This window comes from Caballeronia sp. LZ019, from assembly GCF_031450825.1.
Classification (GTDB): Bacteria; Pseudomonadota; Gammaproteobacteria; order Burkholderiales; family Burkholderiaceae; genus Caballeronia.
Window position 1 is genome coordinate 909,613 of record NZ_JARTVZ010000005.1, and the last position, 22,830, is coordinate 932,442.

At 64.0% G+C, this 22,830-nt stretch carries 19 protein-coding genes; 4 read left to right on the forward strand and 15 right to left on the reverse strand.

Going from position 1 to position 22,830, the window contains the following annotated elements:
* Positions 1-27: 27 nt before the first annotated feature.
* The gene (locus tag P9255_RS17635) at positions 28-4,731 is read right to left on the reverse strand and encodes a glutamate synthase-related protein (protein ID WP_309763919.1); all 4,704 of its coding nucleotides are present in this window, start codon (positions 4,729-4,731) and stop codon (positions 28-30) included.
* Between the two features lie 317 nt (positions 4,732-5,048).
* Entirely contained in the window at positions 5,049-5,756 is a 708-nt protein-coding gene (locus P9255_RS17640; protein WP_309763918.1) for a transposase, read from the reverse strand.
* A 204-nt stretch (positions 5,757-5,960) separates the two neighbouring features.
* On the opposite strand from P9255_RS17640, the gene P9255_RS17645 reads away from it, so the two are divergent.
* Together P9255_RS17645 and P9255_RS17650 are read left to right on the forward strand one after the other, a co-directional pair.
* Positions 5,961-6,686 carry an OmpW family outer membrane protein gene (locus P9255_RS17645; protein WP_309763917.1) on the forward strand — a complete coding sequence of 242 codons (726 nt, stop codon included), beginning with the start codon at positions 5,961-5,963 and terminating at the stop codon, positions 6,684-6,686.
* Between the two features lie 248 nt (positions 6,687-6,934).
* Positions 6,935-7,312 (forward strand): DUF883 family protein, encoded by a 378-nt coding sequence (locus P9255_RS17650; RefSeq protein WP_309763916.1) that lies wholly within the window; start codon positions 6,935-6,937, stop codon positions 7,310-7,312.
* A gap of 6 nt (positions 7,313-7,318) precedes the next feature.
* Here the strand turns inward: P9255_RS17650 and ugpQ are convergent, their stop codons facing one another.
* The 12 genes from ugpQ to pilM all read right to left on the reverse strand — a co-directional run bounded on the left by ugpQ (position 7,319) and on the right by pilM (position 19,428).
* Entirely contained in the window at positions 7,319-8,074 is a 756-nt protein-coding gene (gene ugpQ / locus P9255_RS17655) for a glycerophosphodiester phosphodiesterase (RefSeq protein ID WP_309763915.1), read from the reverse strand.
* A gap of 13 nt (positions 8,075-8,087) precedes the next feature.
* Entirely contained in the window at positions 8,088-9,173 is a 1,086-nt protein-coding gene (locus P9255_RS17660; RefSeq protein WP_309763914.1) for a sn-glycerol-3-phosphate import ATP-binding protein UgpC, read from the reverse strand.
* Between the two features lie 19 nt (positions 9,174-9,192).
* Entirely contained in the window at positions 9,193-10,038 is an 846-nt protein-coding gene (ugpE, locus tag P9255_RS17665; RefSeq protein WP_309790182.1) for a sn-glycerol-3-phosphate ABC transporter permease UgpE, read from the reverse strand.
* Positions 10,035-10,919, reverse strand: coding sequence for a sn-glycerol-3-phosphate ABC transporter permease UgpA (gene ugpA, locus P9255_RS17670; RefSeq protein ID WP_035967648.1), 885 nt, complete (start codon positions 10,917-10,919; stop codon positions 10,035-10,037). The genes ugpE and ugpA overlap by 4 nt, the downstream gene beginning before the upstream one ends.
* A 70-nt stretch (positions 10,920-10,989) precedes the next feature.
* Positions 10,990-12,315, reverse strand: a complete 1,326-nt coding sequence (ugpB, locus tag P9255_RS17675) for a sn-glycerol-3-phosphate ABC transporter substrate-binding protein UgpB (RefSeq protein ID WP_309790183.1) — start codon at positions 12,313-12,315, stop codon at positions 10,990-10,992.
* Positions 12,316-12,360: 45 nt separating this feature from the next.
* Entirely contained in the window at positions 12,361-13,575 is a 1,215-nt protein-coding gene (locus P9255_RS17680; protein WP_309763911.1) for a deoxyguanosinetriphosphate triphosphohydrolase, read from the reverse strand.
* A 41-nt stretch (positions 13,576-13,616) separates the two neighbouring features.
* Complete coding sequence (gene aroB / locus P9255_RS17685; RefSeq protein WP_309790184.1) at positions 13,617-14,693, reverse strand: 3-dehydroquinate synthase; 1,077 nt, start codon at positions 14,691-14,693, stop codon at positions 13,617-13,619.
* A gap of 8 nt (positions 14,694-14,701) precedes the next feature.
* Complete coding sequence (aroK, locus tag P9255_RS17690) at positions 14,702-15,253, reverse strand: shikimate kinase AroK (protein WP_309763910.1); 552 nt, start codon at positions 15,251-15,253, stop codon at positions 14,702-14,704.
* 83 nt (positions 15,254-15,336) lie between these two features.
* Positions 15,337-16,824 carry a type IV pilus secretin PilQ gene (locus P9255_RS17695; protein ID WP_309790771.1) on the reverse strand — a complete coding sequence of 496 codons (1,488 nt, stop codon included), beginning with the start codon at positions 16,822-16,824 and terminating at the stop codon, positions 15,337-15,339.
* A gap of 26 nt (positions 16,825-16,850) precedes the next feature.
* Positions 16,851-17,747 (reverse strand): hypothetical protein, encoded by an 897-nt coding sequence (locus P9255_RS17700; RefSeq protein WP_309763909.1) that lies wholly within the window; start codon positions 17,745-17,747, stop codon positions 16,851-16,853.
* Positions 17,744-18,430, reverse strand: coding sequence for a PilN domain-containing protein (locus tag P9255_RS17705; protein WP_309790185.1), 687 nt, complete (start codon positions 18,428-18,430; stop codon positions 17,744-17,746). Before P9255_RS17705 ends, P9255_RS17700 begins: the two co-directional genes overlap by 4 nt.
* Entirely contained in the window at positions 18,427-19,428 is a 1,002-nt protein-coding gene (gene pilM, locus P9255_RS17710) for a pilus assembly protein PilM (RefSeq protein ID WP_309763907.1), read from the reverse strand. The genes P9255_RS17705 and pilM overlap by 4 nt, the downstream gene beginning before the upstream one ends.
* A gap of 250 nt (positions 19,429-19,678) precedes the next feature.
* On the opposite strand from pilM, the gene P9255_RS17715 reads away from it, so the two are divergent.
* Entirely contained in the window at positions 19,679-22,087 is a 2,409-nt protein-coding gene (locus tag P9255_RS17715) for a penicillin-binding protein 1A (RefSeq protein ID WP_309763906.1), read from the forward strand.
* A gap of 43 nt (positions 22,088-22,130) precedes the next feature.
* Here P9255_RS17715 and cyaY read toward each other — a convergent pair whose 3' ends face one another.
* The gene (gene cyaY / locus P9255_RS17720; RefSeq protein WP_309763905.1) at positions 22,131-22,448 is read right to left on the reverse strand and encodes an iron donor protein CyaY; all 318 of its coding nucleotides are present in this window, start codon (positions 22,446-22,448) and stop codon (positions 22,131-22,133) included.
* Positions 22,449-22,483: 35 nt separating this feature from the next.
* Here cyaY and P9255_RS17725 point away from each other — a divergent pair, with 35 nt between their 5' ends.
* Positions 22,484-22,813, forward strand: coding sequence for an LPS translocon maturation chaperone LptM (locus P9255_RS17725; RefSeq protein ID WP_309763904.1), 330 nt, complete (start codon positions 22,484-22,486; stop codon positions 22,811-22,813).
* Positions 22,814-22,830 lie beyond the last annotated feature (17 nt).

Sequence of the window (22,830 nt, forward strand, 5' to 3'; positions counted from 1 at the left end):
GAGCCCTGCTTTTGTGTGTGTCGGGCTTCAGGCCGCCAGAGCTTCCTTCGCCTTCTTCGCGCCGAGTTCGCCGAGCGCGCGCTTGTATTCGGTCGGGAAGACCTTCACGAACTGACGACGCGACGCATCCCAGTTCTCGAGCAGCGCCTTCGCACGCGGCGATCCCGTGAACTGGAAGTGACGCTCGACGAGGCCCTTCAGCAGCGCTTCATCGGTCTGGCCGGCGTGCCACAGCGCGCGATCCACCGTGCGCTCCTGTTCGGCCTGCTGCAGGACCGGATCGAGCGCGACCATCGACTTGTTGCACTTGGCGGCGAACGTGCCGTCCGGGTCGTACACAAACGCGATACCGCCCGACATGCCGGCCGCGAAATTGCGGCCCGTCTCGCCGAGCACGACCACCGTGCCCCCCGTCATGTATTCGCAGCCGTGATCGCCCGTGCCCTCGACGACCGCCCTCGCGCCCGAGTTACGCACGCAGAAGCGCTCGCCGGCGACGCCGCGGAAATACGATTCGCCTTCGATCGCGCCGTACATCACCGTGTTGCCGCAGATGATGTTTTCCTCGGACTTGCCGCGGAAGTCGTTAGTCGGGCGAATGATGATGCGTCCACCCGACAGGCCCTTGCCGACGTAGTCGTTGCCGTCGCCGACGAGATCGAGCGTCACGCCCTTCGCGAGGAACGCGCCGAAGCTCTGGCCCGCCGTGCCCTTCAACTGGATGTGGATGGTGTCGTCGGGCAGGCCGTCATGGCCGTACTTCTTCGCGATGAGACCGGAGAGCATGGCGCCGACCGTGCGGTTCACGTTGCGCACCGGCTGAATGAACGAGACATGCTCGCCCTTCTCGATCGCCGCCTTCGACTTCTCGATCAGCACGTGATCGAGCGCCTTGTCCAGACCGTGATCCTGCACGTCTTCATGCTTGCGCGCGACTTCGCTCGCCACCGGCACCTGATAGAAGATGCGCGAGAAGTCGAGGCCCTTCGCCTTCCAGTGCTCGACGCCCTTCTTCGTGTCGAGCAGATCGACGCGGCCGATCAGGTCGTCGAACCTGCGCAGGCCCAGTTGCGCCATGATTTCGCGCACTTCTTCGGCGACGAAGAAGAAGTAGTTGACGACATGCTCAGGCTGGCCGGTGAACTTGGCGCGCAGCACCGGATCTTGCGTCGCGACGCCGACCGGGCACGTGTTCAGATGGCACTTGCGCATCATGATGCAGCCTTCGACGACGAGCGGCGCCGTCGCGAAGCCGAACTCGTCGGCGCCGAGCAGCGCGCCGATCACGACGTCGCGGCCGGTCTTCATCTGGCCGTCGGCCTGCACGCGGATGCGGCCGCGCAGGCGGTTCAGCACCAGCGTCTGCTGCGTTTCGGCAAGACCGAGTTCCCACGGCGTACCCGCGTGCTTCAGCGACGACAGCGGCGACGCGCCCGTACCGCCGTCATGGCCGGCGATCACGACGTGATCGGCCTTCGCCTTCGCAACGCCCGCCGCGACCGTGCCGACGCCCACTTCGGACACGAGCTTCACCGAAATGCTCGACGACGAATTCACGTTCTTCAGATCGTGAATGAGTTGCGCCAGGTCTTCGATCGAATAGATGTCGTGGTGCGGCGGCGGCGAAATGAGGCCCACGCCCGGCACCGAGTAACGCAGCTTGCCGATGTAGTCCGACACCTTGTGGCCGGGCAACTGGCCGCCTTCGCCGGGCTTCGCGCCCTGCGCCATCTTGATCTGAATCTGATCCGCCGACGACAGATATTCCGCCGTCACGCCGAAGCGTCCCGACGCGACCTGCTTGATCTTCGAGCGCAGCGAATCGCCGTCCTTCAGCGGAATGTCGGTGATGACTTCCTTGCCGATGATCGATTGCAGCGTGTCGCCGTTCTTGATCGGAATGCCGCGCAGCTCGTTGCGATAACGCGTTTCGTCCTCGCCGCCTTCGCCGGTGTTCGACTTGCCGCCGATGCGGTTCATCGCGACCGCCAGCGTGGCGTGCGCTTCCGTACTGATCGAGCCGAGCGACATTGCGCCGGTCGCGAAACGCTTGACGATGTCCTTTGCCGACTCCACTTCGTCGAGCGGAATGGCCTTTGCCGGATCGACCTTGAACTCGAACAGACCGCGGAACGTCATGTGACGCTTGGTCTGGTCGTTGATCAGGTGCGCGTATTCCTTGTACGTCTGGTACGAGTTGCTGCGCGCCGAGTGCTGCAGCTTGGCGATCGCATCCGGCGTCCACATGTGTTCTTCGCCGCGCACGCGGTACGCGTATTCGCCGCCCGCGTCGAGCATGGTCGAGAGGACGGGGTTGTCGCCGAACGCATCGCGATGCAGGCGAATGGCTTCCTCCGCCACCTCGAAGATGCCGATGCCACCGACCTTCGACGCCGTGCCCTTGAAGTACTTCTCCACGAGATCCGACGACAAGCCGACCGCCTCGAAAATCTGCGCGCCGGTGTAGGACATGTACGTCGAGATGCCCATCTTCGACATCACCTTGTGCAGGCCCTTGCCGACCGCCTTCGTGAAGTTGTAGATGGCCTTGTCCGCCGACAGGTCGCCCTTCAGCCCCTCGGCCATGTTGGCGAGCGTTTCCAGCGCGAGATACGGGTGAACGGCTTCCGCGCCGTAGCCCGCGAGCAGCGCGAAGTGATGCGTTTCACGCGCCGAACCCGTCTCCACGACGAGACCCGTGCTCGTGCGCAGGCCGTGCTGCACGAGATGCGTGTGGATCGCGGACGTGGCGAGCAGCGCCGGAATTGCGACGTTGTCGCGGTCCATCTTGCGGTCCGACACGATCAGGATGTTGTAGCCGGACTTCACGGCATCGACGGCTTCGGCGCACAGCGACGCGATGCGCGCTTCCACGCCTTCCTTGCCCCACGCAGCCGGATAGCAGATGCTCAGTTCGTACGAGCGGAACTTGCCGCCGGTGTACGTATCGATCGCGCGGATCTTCGCGATGTCCTTGAAGTCGAGCACGGGCTGCGACACTTCGAGGCGCATCGTCGGGTTGATGTTGATGGTATCGAGCAGGTTCGGCTTCGGTCCGATGAACGAGACGAGCGACATCACCATGTTTTCGCGGATCGGGTCGATCGGCGGGTTCGTCACTTGCGCGAACAACTGCTTGAAGTAGTGATACAGCGTCTTGTTCTTGCTGGACATCACGGCAAGCGGCGAGTCGTTGCCCATCGAGCCGATGGCCTCTTCGCCCGCTTGCGCCATCGGCGCCATCAGGAACTTCACGTCCTCCTGCGTATAGCCGAACGCCTGTTGACGGTCGAGCAGCGCGGCGGCTTCGCGGCGCTGCGTTTCGACGTCCTCGGCCTTCGGCTCGATCTCGTCGAGCTTGATGCGCACGGCGTCGATCCAGCTCTTGTACGGCTTCGCGTTCGCGAGGTTGTCCTTGAGCTCCTTGTCCTCGATGATGCGGCCCTGCTCCATGTCGATCAGGAACATCTTGCCCGGCTGCAGACGCCACTTCTTGACGATCTTCGATTCGGGAATCGGCAGCACGCCCGCTTCCGACGCGAGGATCACGAGATCGTCGTCGGTCACGATGTAACGCGCCGGGCGCAGCCCGTTGCGGTCGAGCGTTGCGCCGATCTGGCGGCCGTCCGTGAACGCGATCGCGGCGGGTCCGTCCCACGGCTCCATCATCGCCGCGTGATATTCGTAGAACGCGCGGCGGTTCTCGTCCATCAGCGTGTGCTGTTCCCATGCCTCGGGAATCATCATCATCATCGCGTGGACGAGCGGGTAGCCTGCCATCACGAGCAGTTCGAGACAGTTGTCGAACGAAGCCGTGTCCGACTGGCCCGGATAGATCAGCGGCCAGAGCTTCGGCAGATCGTCGCCGAGCACGTAGGAGGCGATCGCGCCGGTGCGGGCGTTCAGCCAGTTCACGTTGCCCTTCACGGTGTTGATTTCACCGTTGTGCGCGATCATGCGATACGGGTGCGCAAGTTCCCACGCCGGGAACGTGTTGGTCGAGAAGCGCTGATGCACGAGCGCCAGCGCCGACACGACGCGCTCGTCCTGCAGATCGCGGTAATACACGCCCACTTGGCCGGCGAGCAGCAGACCCTTGTAGACGACCGTGCGCGAGGACATCGACGGTACGAAATATTCCTTGCCGTGCTTGAGCTTGAGCGCCTGAATGCGATGGCTCGCCGTCTTGCGGATGATGTACAGCTTGCGCTCCAGCGCATCCGTCACGACGATGTCCTTGCCGCGCCCGATGAAGATCATGCGGATCAGCGGCTCGCTTGCCTTCACGGCGGGGGAAATGGGCATGTTGCCGTCCACCGGCACGTCGCGCCAGCCGAGCACCACCTGGCCCTCTGCCTTGACCGTGCGCTCCAGTTCCTGCTCGCACGCGAGACGCGACGCGTGTTCCTTCGGCAGGAAGATCATGCCGACGCCGTATTCGCCGGCCGGCGGCAGCGTCACGCCCTGCTTGGCCATCTCCTCGCGATAGAAGCCGTCCGGCACCTGAATCAGGATGCCCGCGCCGTCGCCCATCAGCGGGTCTGCGCCGACCGCGCCCCGGTGATCGAGGTTCTCGAGGATCTTGAGACCCTGCTGAATGATCTCGTGGCTTTTCTTGCCCTTGATATGGGCGACGAAGCCGACGCCGCAAGCGTCATGTTCGTTCGCAGGGTCGTACATGCCCTGCGCGGCGGGAAGCGAACCGGCTGCCGGCTGCTGATGATCGTTCATGGGGACACCGTCTCTGCTGTGAGGGGCCGACTCGGCCGTTGAATCGTTTTTTTGTTGCCCGCTGCCCGCAGTCCAGATTCGGGCACCGAGGCGGGTTGCGCATTTGACGCGCTGCACCGCAAAACCGCCGGAAATCGAAATATACGCGACGAATCAAAACGATGGCAAATAAAAACTGATGATCTGGCACCTATTATCGTTATGGTGCAAGAACTGCCCAATAAATAAGTGCCACATCAATGCGGGTCAAAAATAAACGGCGCTCCCTAGATGCGAAGCGCCGTTGCTTGCGAATCTTCCTGCGAAAAGTCCCGCCGTTACTGCGTCTGCGGCGTTTCGCGCACTTTACGCGGGCGCCCGCGCGGCAATGGCGACACGCGCCGATTCGCCGCCCGCGACGCCCATTCGCGGTACGCATCGCTGCCGAGCACCCAGCCCTTGAGCGTGGCTTGCAGCAGACGGTTGGTCTCCCGCTCGTCGAGCGGCTGCTCGCACAGTTCCTTGTACGCATGCTGACGCTCGAACGGCGTATTGCCGAGCGACCAGAACAGCGGGTGATCGGTGATGAGCGCATCGAGCGTCACGCCGATGTGATGCCGGTAGCTCGACCACTTGTAATCCTGCGGCGATGCAGCGAGTTGCGCACGAACCGGCGCGGTTTCGACCACTCGCGTCGCGAGCAGGAAATACCGCTCGCCTTCGATGACCGTCGCGCGGTACCGCCCCTCCCACAGCGTGCCACGCCGCGTGTATCGCCGATTGAAGTGCGCCACGTAACGACGCCCCACGGCCTGCATCGCTTTGGGCAGACTGGCTTCGTCGCGCGGCGTGACGAGCAGATGCACGGCCTGCGGCATCAACGCATAGGCATGGATGGAAAGGTGATGATCACGTGAAGCCGTCCTCAAGCAGTCGATGAAAAGCTGATAGTCCTGGTCGTCGACGAAGGCAGGTTGCTGGTCGAGACCACGCAGGATGACATGCTGCGGCTGTTCGGGAACGTAGAGTCGTGCAAGCCGTGCCATTCTGGATATTCCGTTGATCGCGTTTGTGTTACCCCGATCGGGGGCTGACGGGAGACGCCGCTGCTACAGGGTTACAGGCGCATGCAAGCGCCGTGCAACGGGACTCCGGAACCGCTGCGATCCTAGGGAAAATGCTCTACGGCGCCGCTATGGTTACTTTGAAACGTTGTGTTCATAATGGGCGTGCTTTCTGGAGGAGCACAAATGAAAATAAAACAAGTCGTAACGGGGATCGCAGCATTGGCGTGTGTGTCGACCGCGGCACATGCACAGTCGGCTGGGTCCATTTATGCCACTGCAGGCTGGTTTCATCTCGCCCCACAAGACAGCAGCGGTCCGCTCAAAGAAACAAGTGTAGGCGGATCTCCCGTCAATATCAGCGTGCCGGGTACGGGCGCGGGTATCAGCAGCTCGGATACGGCCGGCTTCACGGTAGGCTACTTCGCGACCGACCACATCGCCGCCGAATTCGAGATGGGCATTCCGCCAGAGTTCGATCTCAACGGCACAGGAACGCTCGATCGGTTCGGCAAGATCGGCAGCGCGAAGCAATGGAGCCCAACGCTGCTCTTCAAATACTTCTTTAACGAACCGCAGGCGAAGTTTCGCCCGTATGTCGGCGTGGGCGTGACGCGCACCTGGTTCACCGACGCGAAGATTACCAACGCCGCATTCGAAGGCTCCGTTCTGCATGGTCCGACCAGCGTTGATACGGATAGTTCGTGGGCGCCGGTCTTTAACGTCGGCGCTGTCTACAATTTCACAGAACACTGGTTCGCGGGTTTCTCCGTGTCGTTCATTCCGCTGAAGGCGACCGCCAAGCTGAGCACGCAAGCCCAGACGCCGGTCGGTACGCTCAACGTTCAATCGCAGGCAAAGATCACGATCAACCCGATCGTGACGTATCTGCGCGTCGGCTATCGCTTCTGATTCGCATGCCGGCGTTTCACTGGTTCAAGCTCACGGCACGCGCCGTCATGCGATATCGCATGGCGGCGTTTGCTTTTACACGCCCCTTGTAAATGTGACTCGCGCCGGTGCGAGGCACCGCAGTTATTACGTGTTCCGACGCCGCACGGCAGGCTCGCGATGCGCCGGCACCCAACTTGCTCTTAGCACCTTCCCCGCGATGCAAGCGGGTATGTCCATCCACGATTCATCCATCGACGGAGCGATCTATGAACGCACTGCCTAACACGCGAGACGCCATCGGAGATTCATGGAACGCCACGGGCCGCCGCGCACGCCGCATGGCGCGTCATGGCCGCGAAGCTGCCCAGGATATCGGCGCCGAACTGCGCGTCCTTCTTTCGGAACTCGAAGGAATGCTATCGGACGGCGCGTCAGCTGACGCCGCCGCGCTTCGTTCGCGAATCGGCGATCAGATCGATTCCGCGCGCGCACGCCTCAACGCCACACCCGCCGTGGTCCGCGAACGCGCCGCCGCCGCATTTGATGACGCCGACGCCTATGTCCACGACAGGCCCTGGCAGACCATTGCCATCGTTGGCGGTCTCGCGCTGGTCGCGGGCATTCTTCTTTCGCGCGCCCGCTAGCGCGTCTTACCTCGACGCGCCTTCCAGAAAGTCCGCGCCGATGACGTCGATGCGATCCGTGCAGATTGCATCGACGCCCCACTGCGCGAGCAACCGCGCCCGCTCGGGATCGTTCACCGTGTAGGCGAGCACGCGCAAGCCCGCGCCCTTGATTTCGCGCACGCGTGTTTCGTCCAGCGAACGATGGTCCGCGTGCAGCGACACGCACGCAAGCGCCGCCGTCTGCGCGCGCCACTCCGCGGGCACGCGCTCGTACAACATGCCGCGCGGGAGATTCGGCGCGGCATCGCGCGCCGCCTCCAGCGCCGCATACGAGAACGACGACAGCAGCGGCTCCGGCTCGGCGTCGTTCCACAGTCGCGCCGCCTCGCGCGCGACGCATTCGCCTGTTTCCACTTCGCGCCCCGGACACGGCTTGATCTCGATGTTCGCGGCCATGTTCAGCGACGCGCATCGCTCCCGCACTTCGGCGAGCGTCGGCATGTGCGCGCCCGCGAAGTCCTCGCCGAACCAGGAACCGGCGTCGAGCGCGCGCAACTGCGCATAGGTCATCGACTTGGCCGCGCCATGCCCGTTCGACGTACGGTCGATATCGTCGTCATGCAGCAGGAACACGACGTTGTCGGCCGACAGCTTCGCATCGAACTCGATCATCTTCAGGCCGAGACGCGCGCCGGTGTCGATGCCTTCCAGCGTGTTCTCGGGCGCGAGCTTGCCGCCGCCGCGATGCGCGACGATGGCGGGATACGGCCAGGTTCTCATCGCATAAGCTCCTTCAGTTGGCGCGCAATCCGGTAGCCGGATCGAACAAATGCAGATGCCGCGCCGGCACCGATACCGCGAGCTTCTCGCCGCGCACCGGCCGATGCGCGTGCGGCAAGCGGGCCGCCACGTCATGCTTGCCCCACTTGCCGTGCGCGAGATTGTCCGCGCCGAGCAACTCCGCCGAATCCACGTCGAGCACCGCTTGCGTCGCCTCATGGCTGCCGGGCGTCAGGTGCTCGGGACGGATACCGACGGTCCACTCGCGCCCGAACATTGCACGCGATATACCGCTCGCGCCCGCGACCCTCAGCTTCGGCCCGCCACCCGCTACTTCGAACACCGAACCATCCTCGGACAACTTGCCTTCGAGCAGATTCATGGCCGGCGATCCGATGAAGCTCGCCACGAACACCGTAGCCGGCCGTTCGTACACTTCGGTCGGCGCACCGATCTGCTCCGCGTGCCCCTTGTTCATGACGATCACGCGCTGCGCGAGCGTCATGGCTTCGATCTGGTCATGCGTCACGTACAGGCTCGTGGTTGCGAGACGCGCATGCAGGCGCTGAATCTCGAGGCGCATCTGCACACGCAGTTTCGCGTCGAGATTCGACAGCGGTTCGTCGAACAGAAAGACCGCCGGTTCACGCACGATTGCACGCCCCATCGCAACGCGCTGGCGCTGTCCGCCCGACAACTCGCGCGGCTTGCGCGCCAGCAGATGCTCGAGTTCGAGGATACGCGCGGCATTCGCAACGCGGCTCTGGATGGTCCCGCGATCCACTCCGCCGATCTTCAGCGCATAGGCCATATTTTGCGCGACACTCATGTGCGGATAAAGTGCGTAATTCTGAAAGACCATCGCAATATCGCGATCTTTCGGCTCCAGCTTGTTCACGACCTTGCCCGCGATTTCGATCGTGCCTTCCGACACGCTCTCCAGTCCCGCCACCATGCGCAGTAGCGTCGACTTGCCGCAGCCGGATGGCCCGACCATCACGACGAACTCGCCATCGTTGATCGATACATCGATGCCATGAAGCACGTATTGCGTGCCGTCGTATGTCTTCTTGACGCCTTTGAGTGTCAGCGCAGCCATTGATACCTGCTCTCCATTTTTATTTTTCCGCGTCCACGAGACCGCGCACGAACCAGCGCTGCATCGTCAGCACGACGGCGAGCGGCGGCAGCATCGCGAGCAGCGTCGCGCTCATCACGAGATGCCATTCGGTCGCGGTATCGCCCGAGGCGATCATGCTCTTGATGCCGACCACCGCCGTTTGCAGCGACTGTTGATTGGTGATCAGAATCGGCCAGAGGTACTGGTTCCAGCCGTAGATGAACGTGATGACGAACAGCGCCGCGATGTTCGTCTTCGACAGCGGCAGCACCACGTCCCAGAAGAAGCGCAGCGGCCCCGCGCCGTCGATGCGCGCCGCTTCCATCAGTTCGTCGGGCAGCGTCATGAAGAACTGCCGGAACAGGAAAGTCGCGGTTGCGGATGCGATCAGCGGCAGCGTGAGGCCGGCATACGTGTTGGCGAGATGCATCGATGATACGACTTGCACTGTCGGAAAGATACGCACTTCGACGGGCAGCATGAGCGTGACGAAGATGAGCCAGAACGCAAGGTTCTTCATCGGGAAGCGGAAGAACACGATCGCATACGCCGAAATGATCGACACCGCGATCTTGCCGATGGAGATGACCAGCGCCATCGCAAGGCTATTGATGAGCATGCGTCCGAAAGGCGCCGCTGCATTGCCGCTGCCGTGCGTCCAGATGTTCGCAATGTTCTCGAAGAGATGCGTGCTCGGAATCAGCGATAGCGGCACGCTGAACACTTCCTTTGCGCTCATCGTGGCCGCGCAGAACGCGACGTAGACCGGGAAAACGATCAGCGCGACGCCGAGAATCAGCACTGCGTGACAAAAGATATCGAAGCCGCGACGGTTCTCGATCATGAGTATTGCACCCTGCGTTCGACAAAGCGGAATTGCACGATGGTCAGCGCGACGACGATCACCATCAGCACGACCGACTGCGCACCGGAACTGCCGATGTCGAGCCCCTGGAACCCTTCCGCGAAAATCTTGTAGATGAGCGTCTTGGTGGATTGCGCGGGACCGCCGCCGGTGGCGGCATCGATGACGGGGAAGGTATCGAAGAACGCGTAGACGAGATTCACGACGAGCAGGAAGAAGCTCGTCGGCGACAACAGCGGCAACGCGATGCCAAAGAAGCGCCGCACGGGACCGGCGCCATCGATCGCGGCGGCTTCGATCAGCGATTGCGGTATCGCCTGCAGGCCGGCATAGAAGAACAGGAAGTTATAGCTGACCTGCTTCCACACCGACGCGAGCACGACGAGAAACATCGCCTGCGTACCGTTGAGCGCGTGATTCCACACGATGCCCTGCTTCGCCAGCGCATACGTCACGAGCCCGATGCTCGGATTGAACAGAAACGACCACAGCACCGCCGCGATGGCCGGCGCGACCGCATACGGCCAGATGAGCAGCGTCTGATACGCCTTCGCTCCGCGCGTCACGCGATCCGCGCACGCAGCGAGCAGCAGCGAGATGACGAGCCCGGACACGGTGACCAGCGCGCAGAAGATCATCGTCGTACTGAACGACGACAGATACAGCGGGTCCGCGAAAAGCTGCCTGAAGTTGGCGAAGCCGACAAATTCGCTCGACGTACCGAACGCGTCCTGACTTTGCGTCGCTTGCCAGAGCGCTTCGCCGGCGGGCCAGAGAAAGAAGAGCGCGGTGATCGCGAGCTGAGGCGCGACGAGCAGATACGGCAACACGCTCGTATCGAAACGAGACCGTTTTTCCATTGGTATGTCCTGAACGGCGCCCGCGTTTTTCGCGGGCGCATGCCTGACGTTGGCGCTGAATGCTTGCCGCTTAGCCGCCGCTCTTTTCGAAGCGGCGCAGGAGTTCGTCGCCGCGCTGTACGGAAGAATCGAGCGCCTGTTGCGGCGTCTTCTTCTCGGCCCAGACCTGCTCGAGTTCTTCATCGACGATGGTGCGAATCTGCGGCATGTTGCCGAGACGCAAACCCTTCGTATAAGCAAGCGGCGGCTTGTTCAGCATCTGCTTGATGGCGATATCCGCGCCGGGGTTCTTGTCGTAGAAGCCCTGCTTTTGCGTGAGCTCGTAGGCGGCGGTCGTCACCGGCAGATAACCGGTGTCCTGATGCCACTTGGCCGCGACCTGCGGCGTCGCCAGATACGCGAGGAACTTCGCGACGCCCTTGTACACGGCTGGGTCCTTGCCCGACAGCACCCACAGACTCGCGCCGCCGATGATCGCGTTCTGCGGCGCGCCCTTCACGCTCGCGTCGTAAGGCATCATGCCGACGCCGTACTCGAACTTCGCGTATTTCTGAATAGTCGCACGCGAGCCCGACGAGTTCGTGATGATCCCGCAGTCGCCGCTGTAGAACTTGGATACCGGCTCGTCCTTGCGCCCCACGTAAGTGAACGTGCCTTCCTTCGCCATCTTCTGCAGGAACTGGATGTGCGCGACCTGCAGCGGCTTGTTGAACTCGAGCTTTGCATCCAGCCCGTCGAAGCCGTTGTTCTTCGATGCAAACGGCGCCGCGTGCCACGCGCTGTAGTTCTCGAGCTGAATCCAGCTCTGCCAGCCCGACGAATAGCCGCACGAATAGCCCGCCGCCTTCAGCTTCTTCGCGTCGGCTTCGACATCGGCCCAAGTCTTCGGCGGCTGATTCGGATCGAGGCCGGCCTTCTTGAACGCATCCTTGTTGTAGTAGAGGACGGGCGTGGAACTGTTGAAGGGCATCGAGATGAGATGACCGGTCTTCGCGTCGCTGTAATAGCCGGCGATGGTCGGCACGAACGCCTTCTCGTCGAGCGGCACGCCCGCTTGCTTGAACACGTCCGAGACGGGGAGCACGGCCTTCTTGGCCTGCATCATCGTCGCGGTGCCGACTTCGTAGACTTGCAGGATCGCGGGCGCATTGCCGCTGCGATACGCCGCGATGCCCGCCGCGAGCGTCTGGTCATAGGTGCCCTTGAACACCGGAACGATCGTGTAGTCGCTCTGTGACGCGTTGAAGTCTTTCGCGATGTCGTTCACGCGCTCGCCGAGGGCGGCTTCCATCGCGTGCCAGAACTGGATTTCGGTCGCGGCGTGGGCGGCGGTGCTGGCGCCGAACGCCAGAATGGCCGCAGCCGTGATCGAGCGGAACGAGGGCGTGCATTTCATCGATGAGTCTCCTTTTTGCAGATTCGCGCGTTGAAACGCGCGATCTTAGTTGTTGTCGATGACAAACAGACGTTGGTATTCCTTCAGTGCGTATCGATCGGTCATGCCCGCGATGTAGTGCGCGATCAGCCGGGCCTGCGTGCTCTCGTGGCCCGGCGCGGCGGCGTCGTTCGCGGACTCCTCCGCCACGGCGAGCCGCGCCTGATAGGCGGGCGGCAGAAGGCGCGGGTCGTCGGTGAAGGCGTCGAACAAGCCGGTGACGACACGCTTCGCCTTGTTGGCCATGCGCATCACGCGGTAATGGCGATACAGGTTCTTGAACAGAAAGCGCTTGAGCGCGGCGGCTTGCGCAGCGACTTCATCGCTATGCGCGACGAGCAGCGGCGCATTGCGCACATCTTCGACGGACGCCGGGGCCACGCGCGCGAGATTGCGGCTCGTGGTCTCGATCAGATCCACGATCAGCGTGTTGATGATGCGGCGTATGGTCTCGTGGATGAGCCTGCGGCCTTCGATGACCGGAAACTCCGCGCGCGCGGCATCGAAATGCGTGTGCCAGAGACTGACTTCGGACAGTTGATCGAGCGTGAGCAGGCCGGAGCGCAGGCCATCGTCGACATCGTGATTGTTGTAGGCGATTTCATCCGCGACGTTCGCGATCTGCGCTTCGAGCGACGGCTGGCGGCCCGCGAGAAAGCGCTCACCGAGATCGCCGAGCTTGCGTGCGTTTTCGCGCGAGCAATGTTTGAGAATGCCTTCGCGCGTTTCGAAGCAGAGGTTCAGGCCGTCGAACGCGCCGTAGTGTTCTTCGAGTTGATCGACAACCGCGAGACTTTGAAGATTGTGCTCGAAGCCGCCGTGATGGCGCATGCACTCGTGCAGCGCGTCCTGACCGGCGTGGCCGAAAGGCGTGTGTCCGAGATCGTGCGCGAGCGATATCGCTTCGACGAGGTCTTCGTTCAGCCGCAGATTACGTGCGATGGAACGCGCGATCTGCGCCACTTCCAGACTGTGCGTCAGCCGCGTGCGAAACAGGTCGCCTTCGTGATTGACGAAAACCTGCGTCTTGTATTCGAGCCGGCGAAAGGCCGTCGAATGGACGATGCGATCGCGGTCGCGCTGAAACTCGGTCCGCGCGGCGGGCGGCTGTTCCGCATAACGGCGCCCCCGCGACGACGACGAACGCGCCGCGTACGGCGCAAGATGGGCTTCCAGCGCCGCTTGCGACGGCGCTCCGAATCCGACTTCTGTTTCGCTCACCGGCTGCCTCCGCATCGTCGTGGTTCCGGCTGCTGCGTCGCTCAGACGCTGGCTGCGAGCGTCGCACGCACGGCCTGGTCCGGCGCGCTCGTGATCTCCGTCGCGCCGAAGCGGGTCAGCAGAATGAATTTGATCTCGCCGGCTTCGGCCTTCTTGTTGACTTTCATCAGGTTGACGTAGCGGTCATCGCCGAGTTTCGGGCCGACGACCGGCAACTTCGCCGCCTCGATGACGCGCACGAGCCGCTGGCGCGCGGCGTCGTCGAGCTTGCCGAGCCGCACGGACAAGTCCGCGGCCATCACCATCCCGCAGCCGACCGCTTCGCCGTGCAGCCATTCGCCGTAGCCCAGGCCTGCTTCGATAGCGTGACCGAACGTGTGGCCGAAATTGAGGATGGCGCGTTGCCCGCCCTCGCGCTCGTCCGATGCCACGACCGACGCCTTGATTTCGCATGAGCGTTTGACCGCGTGCGCGAGCGCGTTTCCGTCGCGGCTGTTCAATGCGCCGATGTTCGCTTCGATCCACTCGAAGAATCCGGCATCGGCGATTGCGCCCGTCTTGATGACTTCCGCGATGCCCGCCGCCAGTTCGCGCTTCGGCAGCGTATCGAGCGCGCCGATATCCGCGATGACGGCCTGCGGCTGATAGAACGCGCCGATCATGTTCTTGCCGAGCGGATGATTGATGCCCGTCTTGCCGCCGACCGACGAATCCACCTGCGAAAGGAGCGTGGTCGGCACCTGGATGAACGGCACGCCGCGCATGTAGCACGCCGCTGCAAAACCGGTCATGTCGCCGATGACGCCGCCGCCGAGCGCGATGAGCGTCGTCTTGCGATCGGCGCGATCGGTCAGGAGCGCGTCGAAGATGATGTTGAGCGTTTCCCAGTTCTTGTGCGCTTCGCCATCGGGCAGGACGACGGTCGTCACATTCTTGCCGAGCGGTTCGAGCGCGGCGCGCAATGTATCGCCATAGAGCGGATCGACGGTCGTGTTGGTGACGATGGCCACCGACGAGCCCTTGATATGCGGCGCAAAAAGCTCCGTCCGCCCGATCAGCCCTGCACCGATATGAATGGGATAGGCGCGCTCGCCCAGTTCGACGTTGACTGTAATCATGGGGGACATTATGACTCGGCCGACTTGATGACGCCGGCCACCTCCAGTTGCATCAGGACCATGTTGACGAGCGCGTTGACGGTCGGCCGCCCGGTCTCCACGACGAAATGCGCGCACTCGTGATAGAGCGGATCGCGCGTTTTGAAGAGCGCTTCGAGCTTGCCGCGCGGGTCTTCGGTCTGAAGCAGCGGCCGGTTCTTGTCGCGGCGCGTGCGTTGCCAAAGGTCGTGCGGATTCGCGCGCAAATAGATGACGATGCCGCGATTCCTCAGATGTTCGCGATTCTCCTGCCGCAGCACCGCGCCGCCGCCCGTCGCGAGCACGATGCCGCTCTTCTGCGAAAGCTCGTCGATGACATTCGCCTCGCGCTGGCGGAATCCGTCCTCGCCTTCGAGTTCCCATATCACCGGGATGCGCGCGCCGGTACGCGCTTCGATCTCCAGATCGGAATCGATGAACGAGCGCTGCAGACGGCGCGCAACCGCACGGCCCACGGTGGTTTTACCCGCCCCCATGAGTCCGACGAAAAAGATGTTCGCGTTCGCGTGCCCTTCCTGCAACCTTGATCCTTTGACGATATGCAATTTGTTCGTGCGGCAGCTTAAGGGCAAACCGCCCGCTTTGTCGAGTCGCGCGCCCGGCCTCATCCCTTCGCCGCCACCACATGCGGCGTGATCAGGATGACCAGCTCGCTCTGCGACTTGCGCCGCGCGTCGTGACGGAACAGCCAGCCGATGATCGGCAGTTTCGACAGGCCCGGCACGCCGGTGACATCGACCCGTTCGTCTTCTGAATAGATGCCGCCGATCGCAACGGTCCCGCCGTCCTCGACTTCCACGCGCGTCTGAACGTGCTTCGTGTTGATGGCGGGTCCCGCCGCGGTCTGCTCGCCGACGCTGTCTTTCGCGACATCCAGATCGAGAATGACATGCCCGTGCGGCGTGATTTGCGGTTCGACCTCCAGTTTGAGCGCAGCGCGCCGAAACTGCACGCCCGAGACGCCATTGCCGACTTTCGCCTGATACGGCAGCTCCGTGCCCTGCTCGACGACCGCCTTCACCCGATCCGCCGTCACGACGCGCGGTCGCGAAACGATCTGTCCCCGCCCTTCGGATTCGAGCGCGCTCAGTTCGATATCGAGCAGCCGCGTAGCTTGCGCGGCGAAGAGCGTGAGCCCGGCGGTCGCGGCGTCGAAGCCGTTGACGGGCCGCGCCGACAGATCGTATACCACCCCGTCCTTGCCGCCCGCGACGCCGCGCGCCGAATCGCCGGTCGGCGCGACGCCCAGTTTGACGCCGAGATTGCGCGAAAGCCCCGTCTCGCCCTCGACGATTCGCGCTTCGATCATCACTTGCGGCGTCGGCCTGTCGATCGACGCGATGAGTTCGGCGATCTGCTGCACGCGAGCGTCGAGATCGGTGACGAAGAGAAGATTGGTCCGGGTGTCGGCCATGGCGGAGCCGCGCTTGGACAGCACGCGCTGCGTGCCCGAGCCGGTCAGCAGCTTGCGCACGTCTTCCGCGCGCGGATACCGCAACGTGAACGTGCGGCTCGCGAGCGGTTCGAGGTCTGCTGCGCGGGCGTGCGCCTCGTAGCGCAGCTTCTCGCGCGCCGCCAGTTCGGCGAGCGGCGCGACCCAGATCACGTTGCCGTGCTGCTCCATCGCGAGGCCGTTGACTTCGAGAAGCGTGTCGAACGCGCGCCGCCACGGCACCGCGACGAGATTGATCGATACCTGCCCGCGCACCTTCTCACTCGCGATGATGTTGAGGCCGGTGAAGCGCGCGAAGCCCTGCAGCGCGGCGCTCAGGTCCGCATTTTTCAGGTCGAGCGTGATCGGCTTGCCGTCGTCGGCCTTCTGCCCGCTGAGACGTTCGAGTTGCCGCAGCGGCACGGGCGGTCCTTCGAGCGGCTCGGGCTTGTCGGCGTTCGCGGAAGTCGTCGCCTCCGGCGGCGTCGATGGCGTCGGCGTGGGCGCCGGGGCCACCAGCGGCACCGCGTTTTCGAGCGCGAACTGGTCCGTCGGCAAGATGTCGAGCGATGCGGGCAGCGGCGGCAATAGCGCGACGGGCGCATCGCCGGCTTCCGCCGCGATTGCCGCACGCGCGACGATGACCGCTGCGAAGCTCATCGCGCGGAAGATGCATAGTGCCTTGCTCACTTGCGATCCTCCGCGAACGTCAGCGTGCGCGATGCGCCCTCGCCACTTGCAAGCTGTATCGCGCGGGGCTGCACGCGCTCGAGCCGCTCGTCGCCGATCTTCTGCCCCGGTTCGTAATGCTCGACGTTCTTCGCGCTCTGCACGAGCGCCATCGCGCGATGGCGCGCCACCATCGTGCCGACGAGCAGCATGCCCGCATCGCGTGCGAGACCGGTTGCACCGTCCTTGCCGAACGGATCGACGATGAACGCGTTCGTGCGTGCGGGCTCCGAAAGCGGAACGGCCGGCAGCGTGTCGTGGATGCGTAGCGTCGCGTCGACCGTCACCGCGCCGGCCTGACGCTTGATCTGCACGGCCTCGGGCACGATCAGGCGCGGCAGACCGGCGAGCGCTTCCAGAAAGCGGCGCACTTCGGGAAACGCGCCCTCCGCGCGGAAAGTCAGCGCGCGTTGCGTCGCGGGCGGGGTTGCGGGTTGCGCCGAATCGCGCGAACGGCCTTTCGCCGCCGATTGCGGTTCGATCTCCGTCACGCGCAACCCGCTCTGCGCGGCGAGTGCCGCCACGGCGTGGAGCGCATCGGCGGCGGTCCACGTTGCCGGCGCCAGGCTGGTGGCCGCGGCCCGCGCCCGCAGTTCCGGCAGTGTCGCGACGATCGTGCGGGCATCGTCGGCCTTGCGCTGGGTGGCGGCGAGCGCGGTGCGGGCCGCATCGCGCTGGTTCAGGCCGGACGCGAGCCAGCCTTCGAGGCCGAGCGGGAAGACACATGCGAAAAGCGCGAACGCCGTGAAAGCGGTACGGCGCGCCGACCACTCGTGCAGCGGTCGAAGGATCGGCTTGCGACCGCGTTCGCGGGGACGCGCGCGCCCGGGGAGAGTCATCGTCAGCGTGTTCATTGCGGGTTCCTTTTGTTCGATGTCCGGAAGTTCATTGGGGCTTCCCCCTTCGCAGACGCTTTGGCCGGTGCCGCGACAGTCTTCTGCCCGGCCGCCTCATAGCGCACGAGCGCCGTGAATTCATACCGATCGATCGCCGGCGCGACGGCATCCCGCTTAACGGACGGCCTCGTTTCCGCGCGCCGCTTCATCTCCACGACCTCCACCGATTGCACGCCGCGCAGGTTCTCCAGCCTCTTGAGCCAGCGCGCCGCCGTCTGCGAATCGGGCGCGAGCGCGGCGAGCTCGACTTCGTCGGCCCGTTGCGTAACGCGTTGCAAGACGACATCGGTGCGCGGGGGTGCATCGGCGAGCGCTTCCAGCAGCGCGAGAAACCGGTTGCGCGGTACGGCGAGCGGTTGCGCGGCTTCACGCGCCCGGCGTCGCTCGGCCTCGACGCGAAGCAGACGCGCGTGCTCGTCCAGTGCCGCGTTCGACGCGCGCAGTGTCGCGTCCAGCGCGATACGCCGGTCATCGAGACGCATGCGTTCGAACGCGTCCCAGCCGGCGACGCTTCCGACATCCGCGCATCCGGCCAGACTCGCGACGGCCAGGATCGCGAGCCGCTGCCGCCGCAGCGCACGACGCTTGCGCGACCGATGCGGCAGCAGATTGAAGCCGTCGGCGATGGCGGCGCTCGTCATTGCAGCACCTCGCGCAAGGCGAGCCCGAAGGCGGTGGCGAAGAGCGGCGAGTGCTTCATCGCGGCATCGATGTCCGACGCGCCGTTGCAATACGGCGCGGATTCGAACGGCAGCGCGGGACAGCCGAACATTCTGGCGAGCGCGGGCAGCGGAAGGCCCGCGTTTGCCAGCAATTGCGTCTGGCCGCCGACGTACGCGCAATCGACGGGCGTCGTCTCGCCCGCCAGATGGCACAGCGCGTCGGTGATGCTCGCGTATTCCGGCGCGGGATAACGCGCTTCGCTCTCGACCTCGCCGGCGTTCACGACCCATCCGTGCAGCCCCGAGCTTTCGAGCCAGCAGACGAGATAGCGCGCGTCGGCATCCAGTTCGACGCGGCCCGAATGACGCATCGCACGCAGAGCCGCAGCCGGCTCACCGTCGATGGCGCATAACGCGACGCCCGCCGACGCCGCTGTTTCGACGCGCGCCTCGACGTGCCGTCGCGCGGTCGCGGCAATGGTGACGTGCGCATTTCCGTCGTCGCGAGCCTCGACGGACCAGTCGACCGCGAGCGCGCCGCGCTCCATGCCCGCGGCGCGCTCGGCTTCGGCGAGCACCGCCGGCTCCAGCAGGCCGCACGGATCGCTGCCGATGTCCGACACGTCCGTCTGACGCGCTTCGATAAGCCGCGCGAGCGGAACGCGCGTCGTGAGCGTCGCCGACGCCGGCAGCCCCATCGAGCAGCGCAGCGCACGCCATGCGCCGTTCTGCGGCATGCGTTCGACCGCTTCGCGCAGCGCCGCAGCGACGGCGGCGCGATCGACGAAATCGCCGCCGACGACCGCACCGGCCGCTATCGGCACCGCATCCAGATGCTCGACGCACACGGTCGAATCCCGCTTCAGCCGCCGGCTGAGAACCGCGAGCCGCACCGCGTCCTCGCTCACGTCGATACCCGCCGCGAACCGGCGCGTAGCCGTCAGTACCGTGCCGCGCAGGGCGCTTTCGTTCTTCATGTCCACTCCTTCTTTCACTCGCGCGCCGAAACATTCGCGCGCTTTCGATGCAGGAATTCTCGTGAAGGCGGCGCGCGGCGAACATTCGGCCGAATGGCTAACGCAAGCGATGACACGATGTTTTCGCGGAGCATCGCGCGTATCTTGGCGATAGGAAAACGGCGCGGGATGCATCGGACTGTTGCCCGAGTGCCTAGGAAAATCCCGAAACCCGGACGGCTATAATCCCGGGACTGTTTTTGGTGGTGCTATGCAATCCTCTTCCCCGACTCATCCGCCGGCCACGCCGCCCGAAGGCCAGAAAAAGCCTCGACGCTCGTGGTTCAAGCGGCTCCTCCTAGGCTCTCTCGTCAGCGTTTTCGCGCTGATCGTGTGCATTGCGCTCGTGTTCGGCTATGCGCTCGTCGTCGCGATGCCGAACCTGCCCTCGCTCGATGCGCTGACCGACTATCGGCCGAAAGTGCCGCTGCGCATCTACACGGCGGATCACGTGCTGATCGGCGAATTCGGCGAGGAACGCCGCAGCGTCGTGCGTATTCAGGACGTGCCGGATCGCCTGAAGAAAGCCGTGCTCGCAATCGAAGACGCGCGTTTCTACGATCACGGCGGCGTCGATGTCATGGGCATTCTGCGCGCGGGATCGGTTGCACTCTCGAACGGACACGCATCGCAGGGCGCGAGCACGATCACCATGCAGGTCGCGCGAAACTTCTTCCTGTCGAGCGAAAGGACGTACACGCGCAAGATCTACGAGATGCTGCTCGCCTACAAGATCGAGCGCGCGCTCACGAAAGATCAGATTCTCGAGGTGTACATGAATCAGATCTATCTCGGCCAGCGTGCGTACGGTTTCGCGAGCGCGGCGCGCGTCTATTTCGGCAAGGACCTGAAGGACATCACGCTTGCTGAAGCGGCGATGCTCGCGGGGCTGCCGAAGGCGCCGTCGGCGTATAACCCGGTCGTGAATCCGAAGCGCGCGAAGGTCCGGCAGGAGTACATCCTTCAGCGCATGCGCGAGCTGAACTTCATCACGCAGGAAGAGTACGACCAGGCGGCGAAACAGCCGCTCATCGTGAAGGGACAAGGGCGCGAGTTCAGCGTCCACGCGGAATACGTCGCGGAAATGGTGCGTCAGATGATGTACGCGCAATATCGCGAAGAAGCCTATACACGCGGCCTGAACGTCGTGACGACGATCGATTCCGCCGACCAGGACGCCGCCTACCGCGCGCTGCGCAAGGGCCTGATGGACTACGAACGGCGTCACGGGTATCGCGGGCCGGAAGGCTTCATCGACCTGCCGTCGGACCCGGACGACCGCGAGCAGGCCATCGACGACGCGCTCGCCGAGCATCCGGACAACGGCGAAATCGTCGCGGCCGTGGTGACGTCGGCAAGTCCCAAGGAAGTGAAGGCGAGCTTCATCGACGGCAACGTGGCCACCATCACCGGCAACGATCTGCGCTTCGTCGCGAACGCGCTTTCCCCGCGCGCGCAGCCGAACCAGCGCATTCGTGCGGGTGCGATCGTGCGTCTCGTCAAAGGCGACGACGGCGACTGGTCCATCACGCAACTGCCGCAAGTCGAAGGCGCGTTGATTTCGCTCGTGCCGCAGGACGGCGCGATCCGCGCGCTCGTCGGCGGGTTCGACTTCAACAAGAACAAGTTCAACCACGTCACCCAGGCGTGGCGTCAGCCGGGCTCGAGCTTCAAGCCGTTCATCTATTCGGCATCGCTCGAGAAGGGTTTGTCGCCGGCGACGATCATCAACGACGGCCCGCTCTTCTTCAGCGCCGCCGAAACGGGCGGTCAGGCGTGGGAGCCGAAGAACTACGGCGGCGGCTTCGACGGCCCGATGAGCATGCGCACCGCGCTGCAGAAGTCGAAGAACATGGTGTCGATCCGCATCCTGAACAACATCGGCACGAAGTACGCGCAGCAGTACATCACGCGCTTTGGCTTCGATGCCGACCGTCATCCGGCGTATCTGCCGATGGCGCTCGGCGCGGGTCTGGTGACGCCGCTGCAGATGGCTTCGGGTTACGCGGTCTTTGCGAACGGCGGCTATCGCGTGAATCCGTATCTGATCGCCGATATCACCGATCCGCGCGGCGCGGTGGTGTCGCATCCGCAGCCGCTCGTCGCGCAGGACAGCGCGCCGCTCGCCATCCCGCCGCGCAACGCGTACGTGATGAACAGCCTGCTGCAAAGCGTCGCGCAGCACGGCACGGCCGCGAAGACGAATCAGCTGAAGCGCGGCGACCTGGCCGGCAAGACCGGCACGACCAACGATTCGCGCGACGCGTGGTTCGCCGGTTATCAGCGTTCGCTGGTCGCAATTGCTTGGATCGGCTACGACAATCCGCGCAGCCTCGGCGACCGGGAAACCGGCGGCGGCCTCGCGCTGCCCGTGTGGATGGAGTACATGGGCCGCGCGCTGCAAGGCGTGCCCGAGTACAAGCCGATGATGCCGCCCGATGTGAAGTCGCTCGGCGGCGAGTTGTACTACGACGACATGACGCCGGGCCACGGCTTCATCGCGACGATCGGCGTCAGTCAGGCGCCGCCACACGACGGCGTGTCCGGCGTGACCGCGCCGACGCCCGATGTCGGCGAGCAGGAAAAGCAGGACATCATGAATCTGTTCAAGGGTCAGTGACCCTTCGTCACACGGCCTGCTTTCCCCTCACCTCACGAGCCGGTCACGCTAAAAAGCAGATCGGCTCGCCTGCCTGCTCGGTCGAATACTTGCTCAGCGCAGCGAAGAACTCGCTGTCGTCGCGGGTGTCGCGCCACTGACCATCGACGTATTTGTAGTGGAATCCGCCCGCCTTCGCCGCGAGCCAGATTTCGTGCTTGGGCGGCTGCAAGTTGACGATCACCTTCGTGCGATTCTCGAATTCCAGCGTCAGCACGTTGCCGCTTCGCTCGAACTCGATGTCGGCTTCGGCCGTGTCCACATCGCGCTCGATCGCGGTCAGCACGGCCTCCGCCAACGTCAGGTATTCCTGGTCTGTCATGCTAAACTCCATCGATTCTATGTACAGGGACGGTCATGCGAGTTGTTTTCAGGATGAGCGCGATTGTAGCGGCTGTCAGCGTTTGCGCCGCAGCGACAGTCACGCTCGGCGGTTGTGGGCAACGCGGTCCGCTTTATCTTCCCGTCGTGCCTCCCATGCCGCAGCGTCCTGACAACCTGCAGGATACGCCGCCTTCCGACGTGACTCCGAGCGACGAAACCGCATCTGGCGCAAGCAAGGCTCGCGCATCGTCGGACGTCACCGGCGACATTCCCGATACGTCCGGCGAAGCGCTCTCGCTCGCGCCCGAGACGAATCTGAAATCGACGCCCGCCGCACCGAAAGCGGCCTCGTCCGCGTACTGACAGCAAGCCTGTGCGCC

Bases quoted from the DNA above. Each gene is read 5' to 3' on its own strand.
- P9255_RS17635 (WP_309763919.1), bottom strand. From the start codon at position 4,731: ATGAACGATCATCAGCAGCCGGCAGCCGGTTCGCTTCCCGCCGCGCAG.
- P9255_RS17640 (WP_309763918.1), bottom strand. From the start codon at position 5,756: ATGGCACGGCTTGCACGACTCTACGTTCCCGAACAGCCGCAGCATGTC.
- P9255_RS17645 (WP_309763917.1), top strand. From the start codon at position 5,961: ATGAAAATAAAACAAGTCGTAACGGGGATCGCAGCATTGGCGTGTGTG.
- P9255_RS17650 (WP_309763916.1), top strand. From the start codon at position 6,935: ATGAACGCACTGCCTAACACGCGAGACGCCATCGGAGATTCATGGAAC.
- ugpQ (WP_309763915.1), bottom strand. From the start codon at position 8,074: ATGAGAACCTGGCCGTATCCCGCCATCGTCGCGCATCGCGGCGGCGGC.
- P9255_RS17660 (WP_309763914.1), bottom strand. From the start codon at position 9,173: ATGGCTGCGCTGACACTCAAAGGCGTCAAGAAGACATACGACGGCACG.
- ugpE (WP_309790182.1), bottom strand. From the start codon at position 10,038: ATGATCGAGAACCGTCGCGGCTTCGATATCTTTTGTCACGCAGTGCTG.
- ugpA (WP_035967648.1), bottom strand. From the start codon at position 10,919: ATGGAAAAACGGTCTCGTTTCGATACGAGCGTGTTGCCGTATCTGCTC.
- ugpB (WP_309790183.1), bottom strand. From the start codon at position 12,315: ATGAAATGCACGCCCTCGTTCCGCTCGATCACGGCTGCGGCCATTCTG.
- aroB (WP_309790184.1), bottom strand. From the start codon at position 14,693: ATGATTACAGTCAACGTCGAACTGGGCGAGCGCGCCTATCCCATTCAT.
- P9255_RS17695 (WP_309790771.1), bottom strand. From the start codon at position 16,824: ATGAGCTTCGCAGCGGTCATCGTCGCGCGTGCGGCAATCGCGGCGGAA.
- P9255_RS17700 (WP_309763909.1), bottom strand. From the start codon at position 17,747: ATGAACACGCTGACGATGACTCTCCCCGGGCGCGCGCGTCCCCGCGAA.
- P9255_RS17705 (WP_309790185.1), bottom strand. From the start codon at position 18,430: ATGACGAGCGCCGCCATCGCCGACGGCTTCAATCTGCTGCCGCATCGG.
- pilM (WP_309763907.1), bottom strand. From the start codon at position 19,428: ATGAAGAACGAAAGCGCCCTGCGCGGCACGGTACTGACGGCTACGCGC.
- P9255_RS17715 (WP_309763906.1), top strand. From the start codon at position 19,679: ATGCAATCCTCTTCCCCGACTCATCCGCCGGCCACGCCGCCCGAAGGC.
- cyaY (WP_309763905.1), bottom strand. From the start codon at position 22,448: ATGACAGACCAGGAATACCTGACGTTGGCGGAGGCCGTGCTGACCGCG.
- P9255_RS17725 (WP_309763904.1), top strand. From the start codon at position 22,484: ATGCGAGTTGTTTTCAGGATGAGCGCGATTGTAGCGGCTGTCAGCGTT.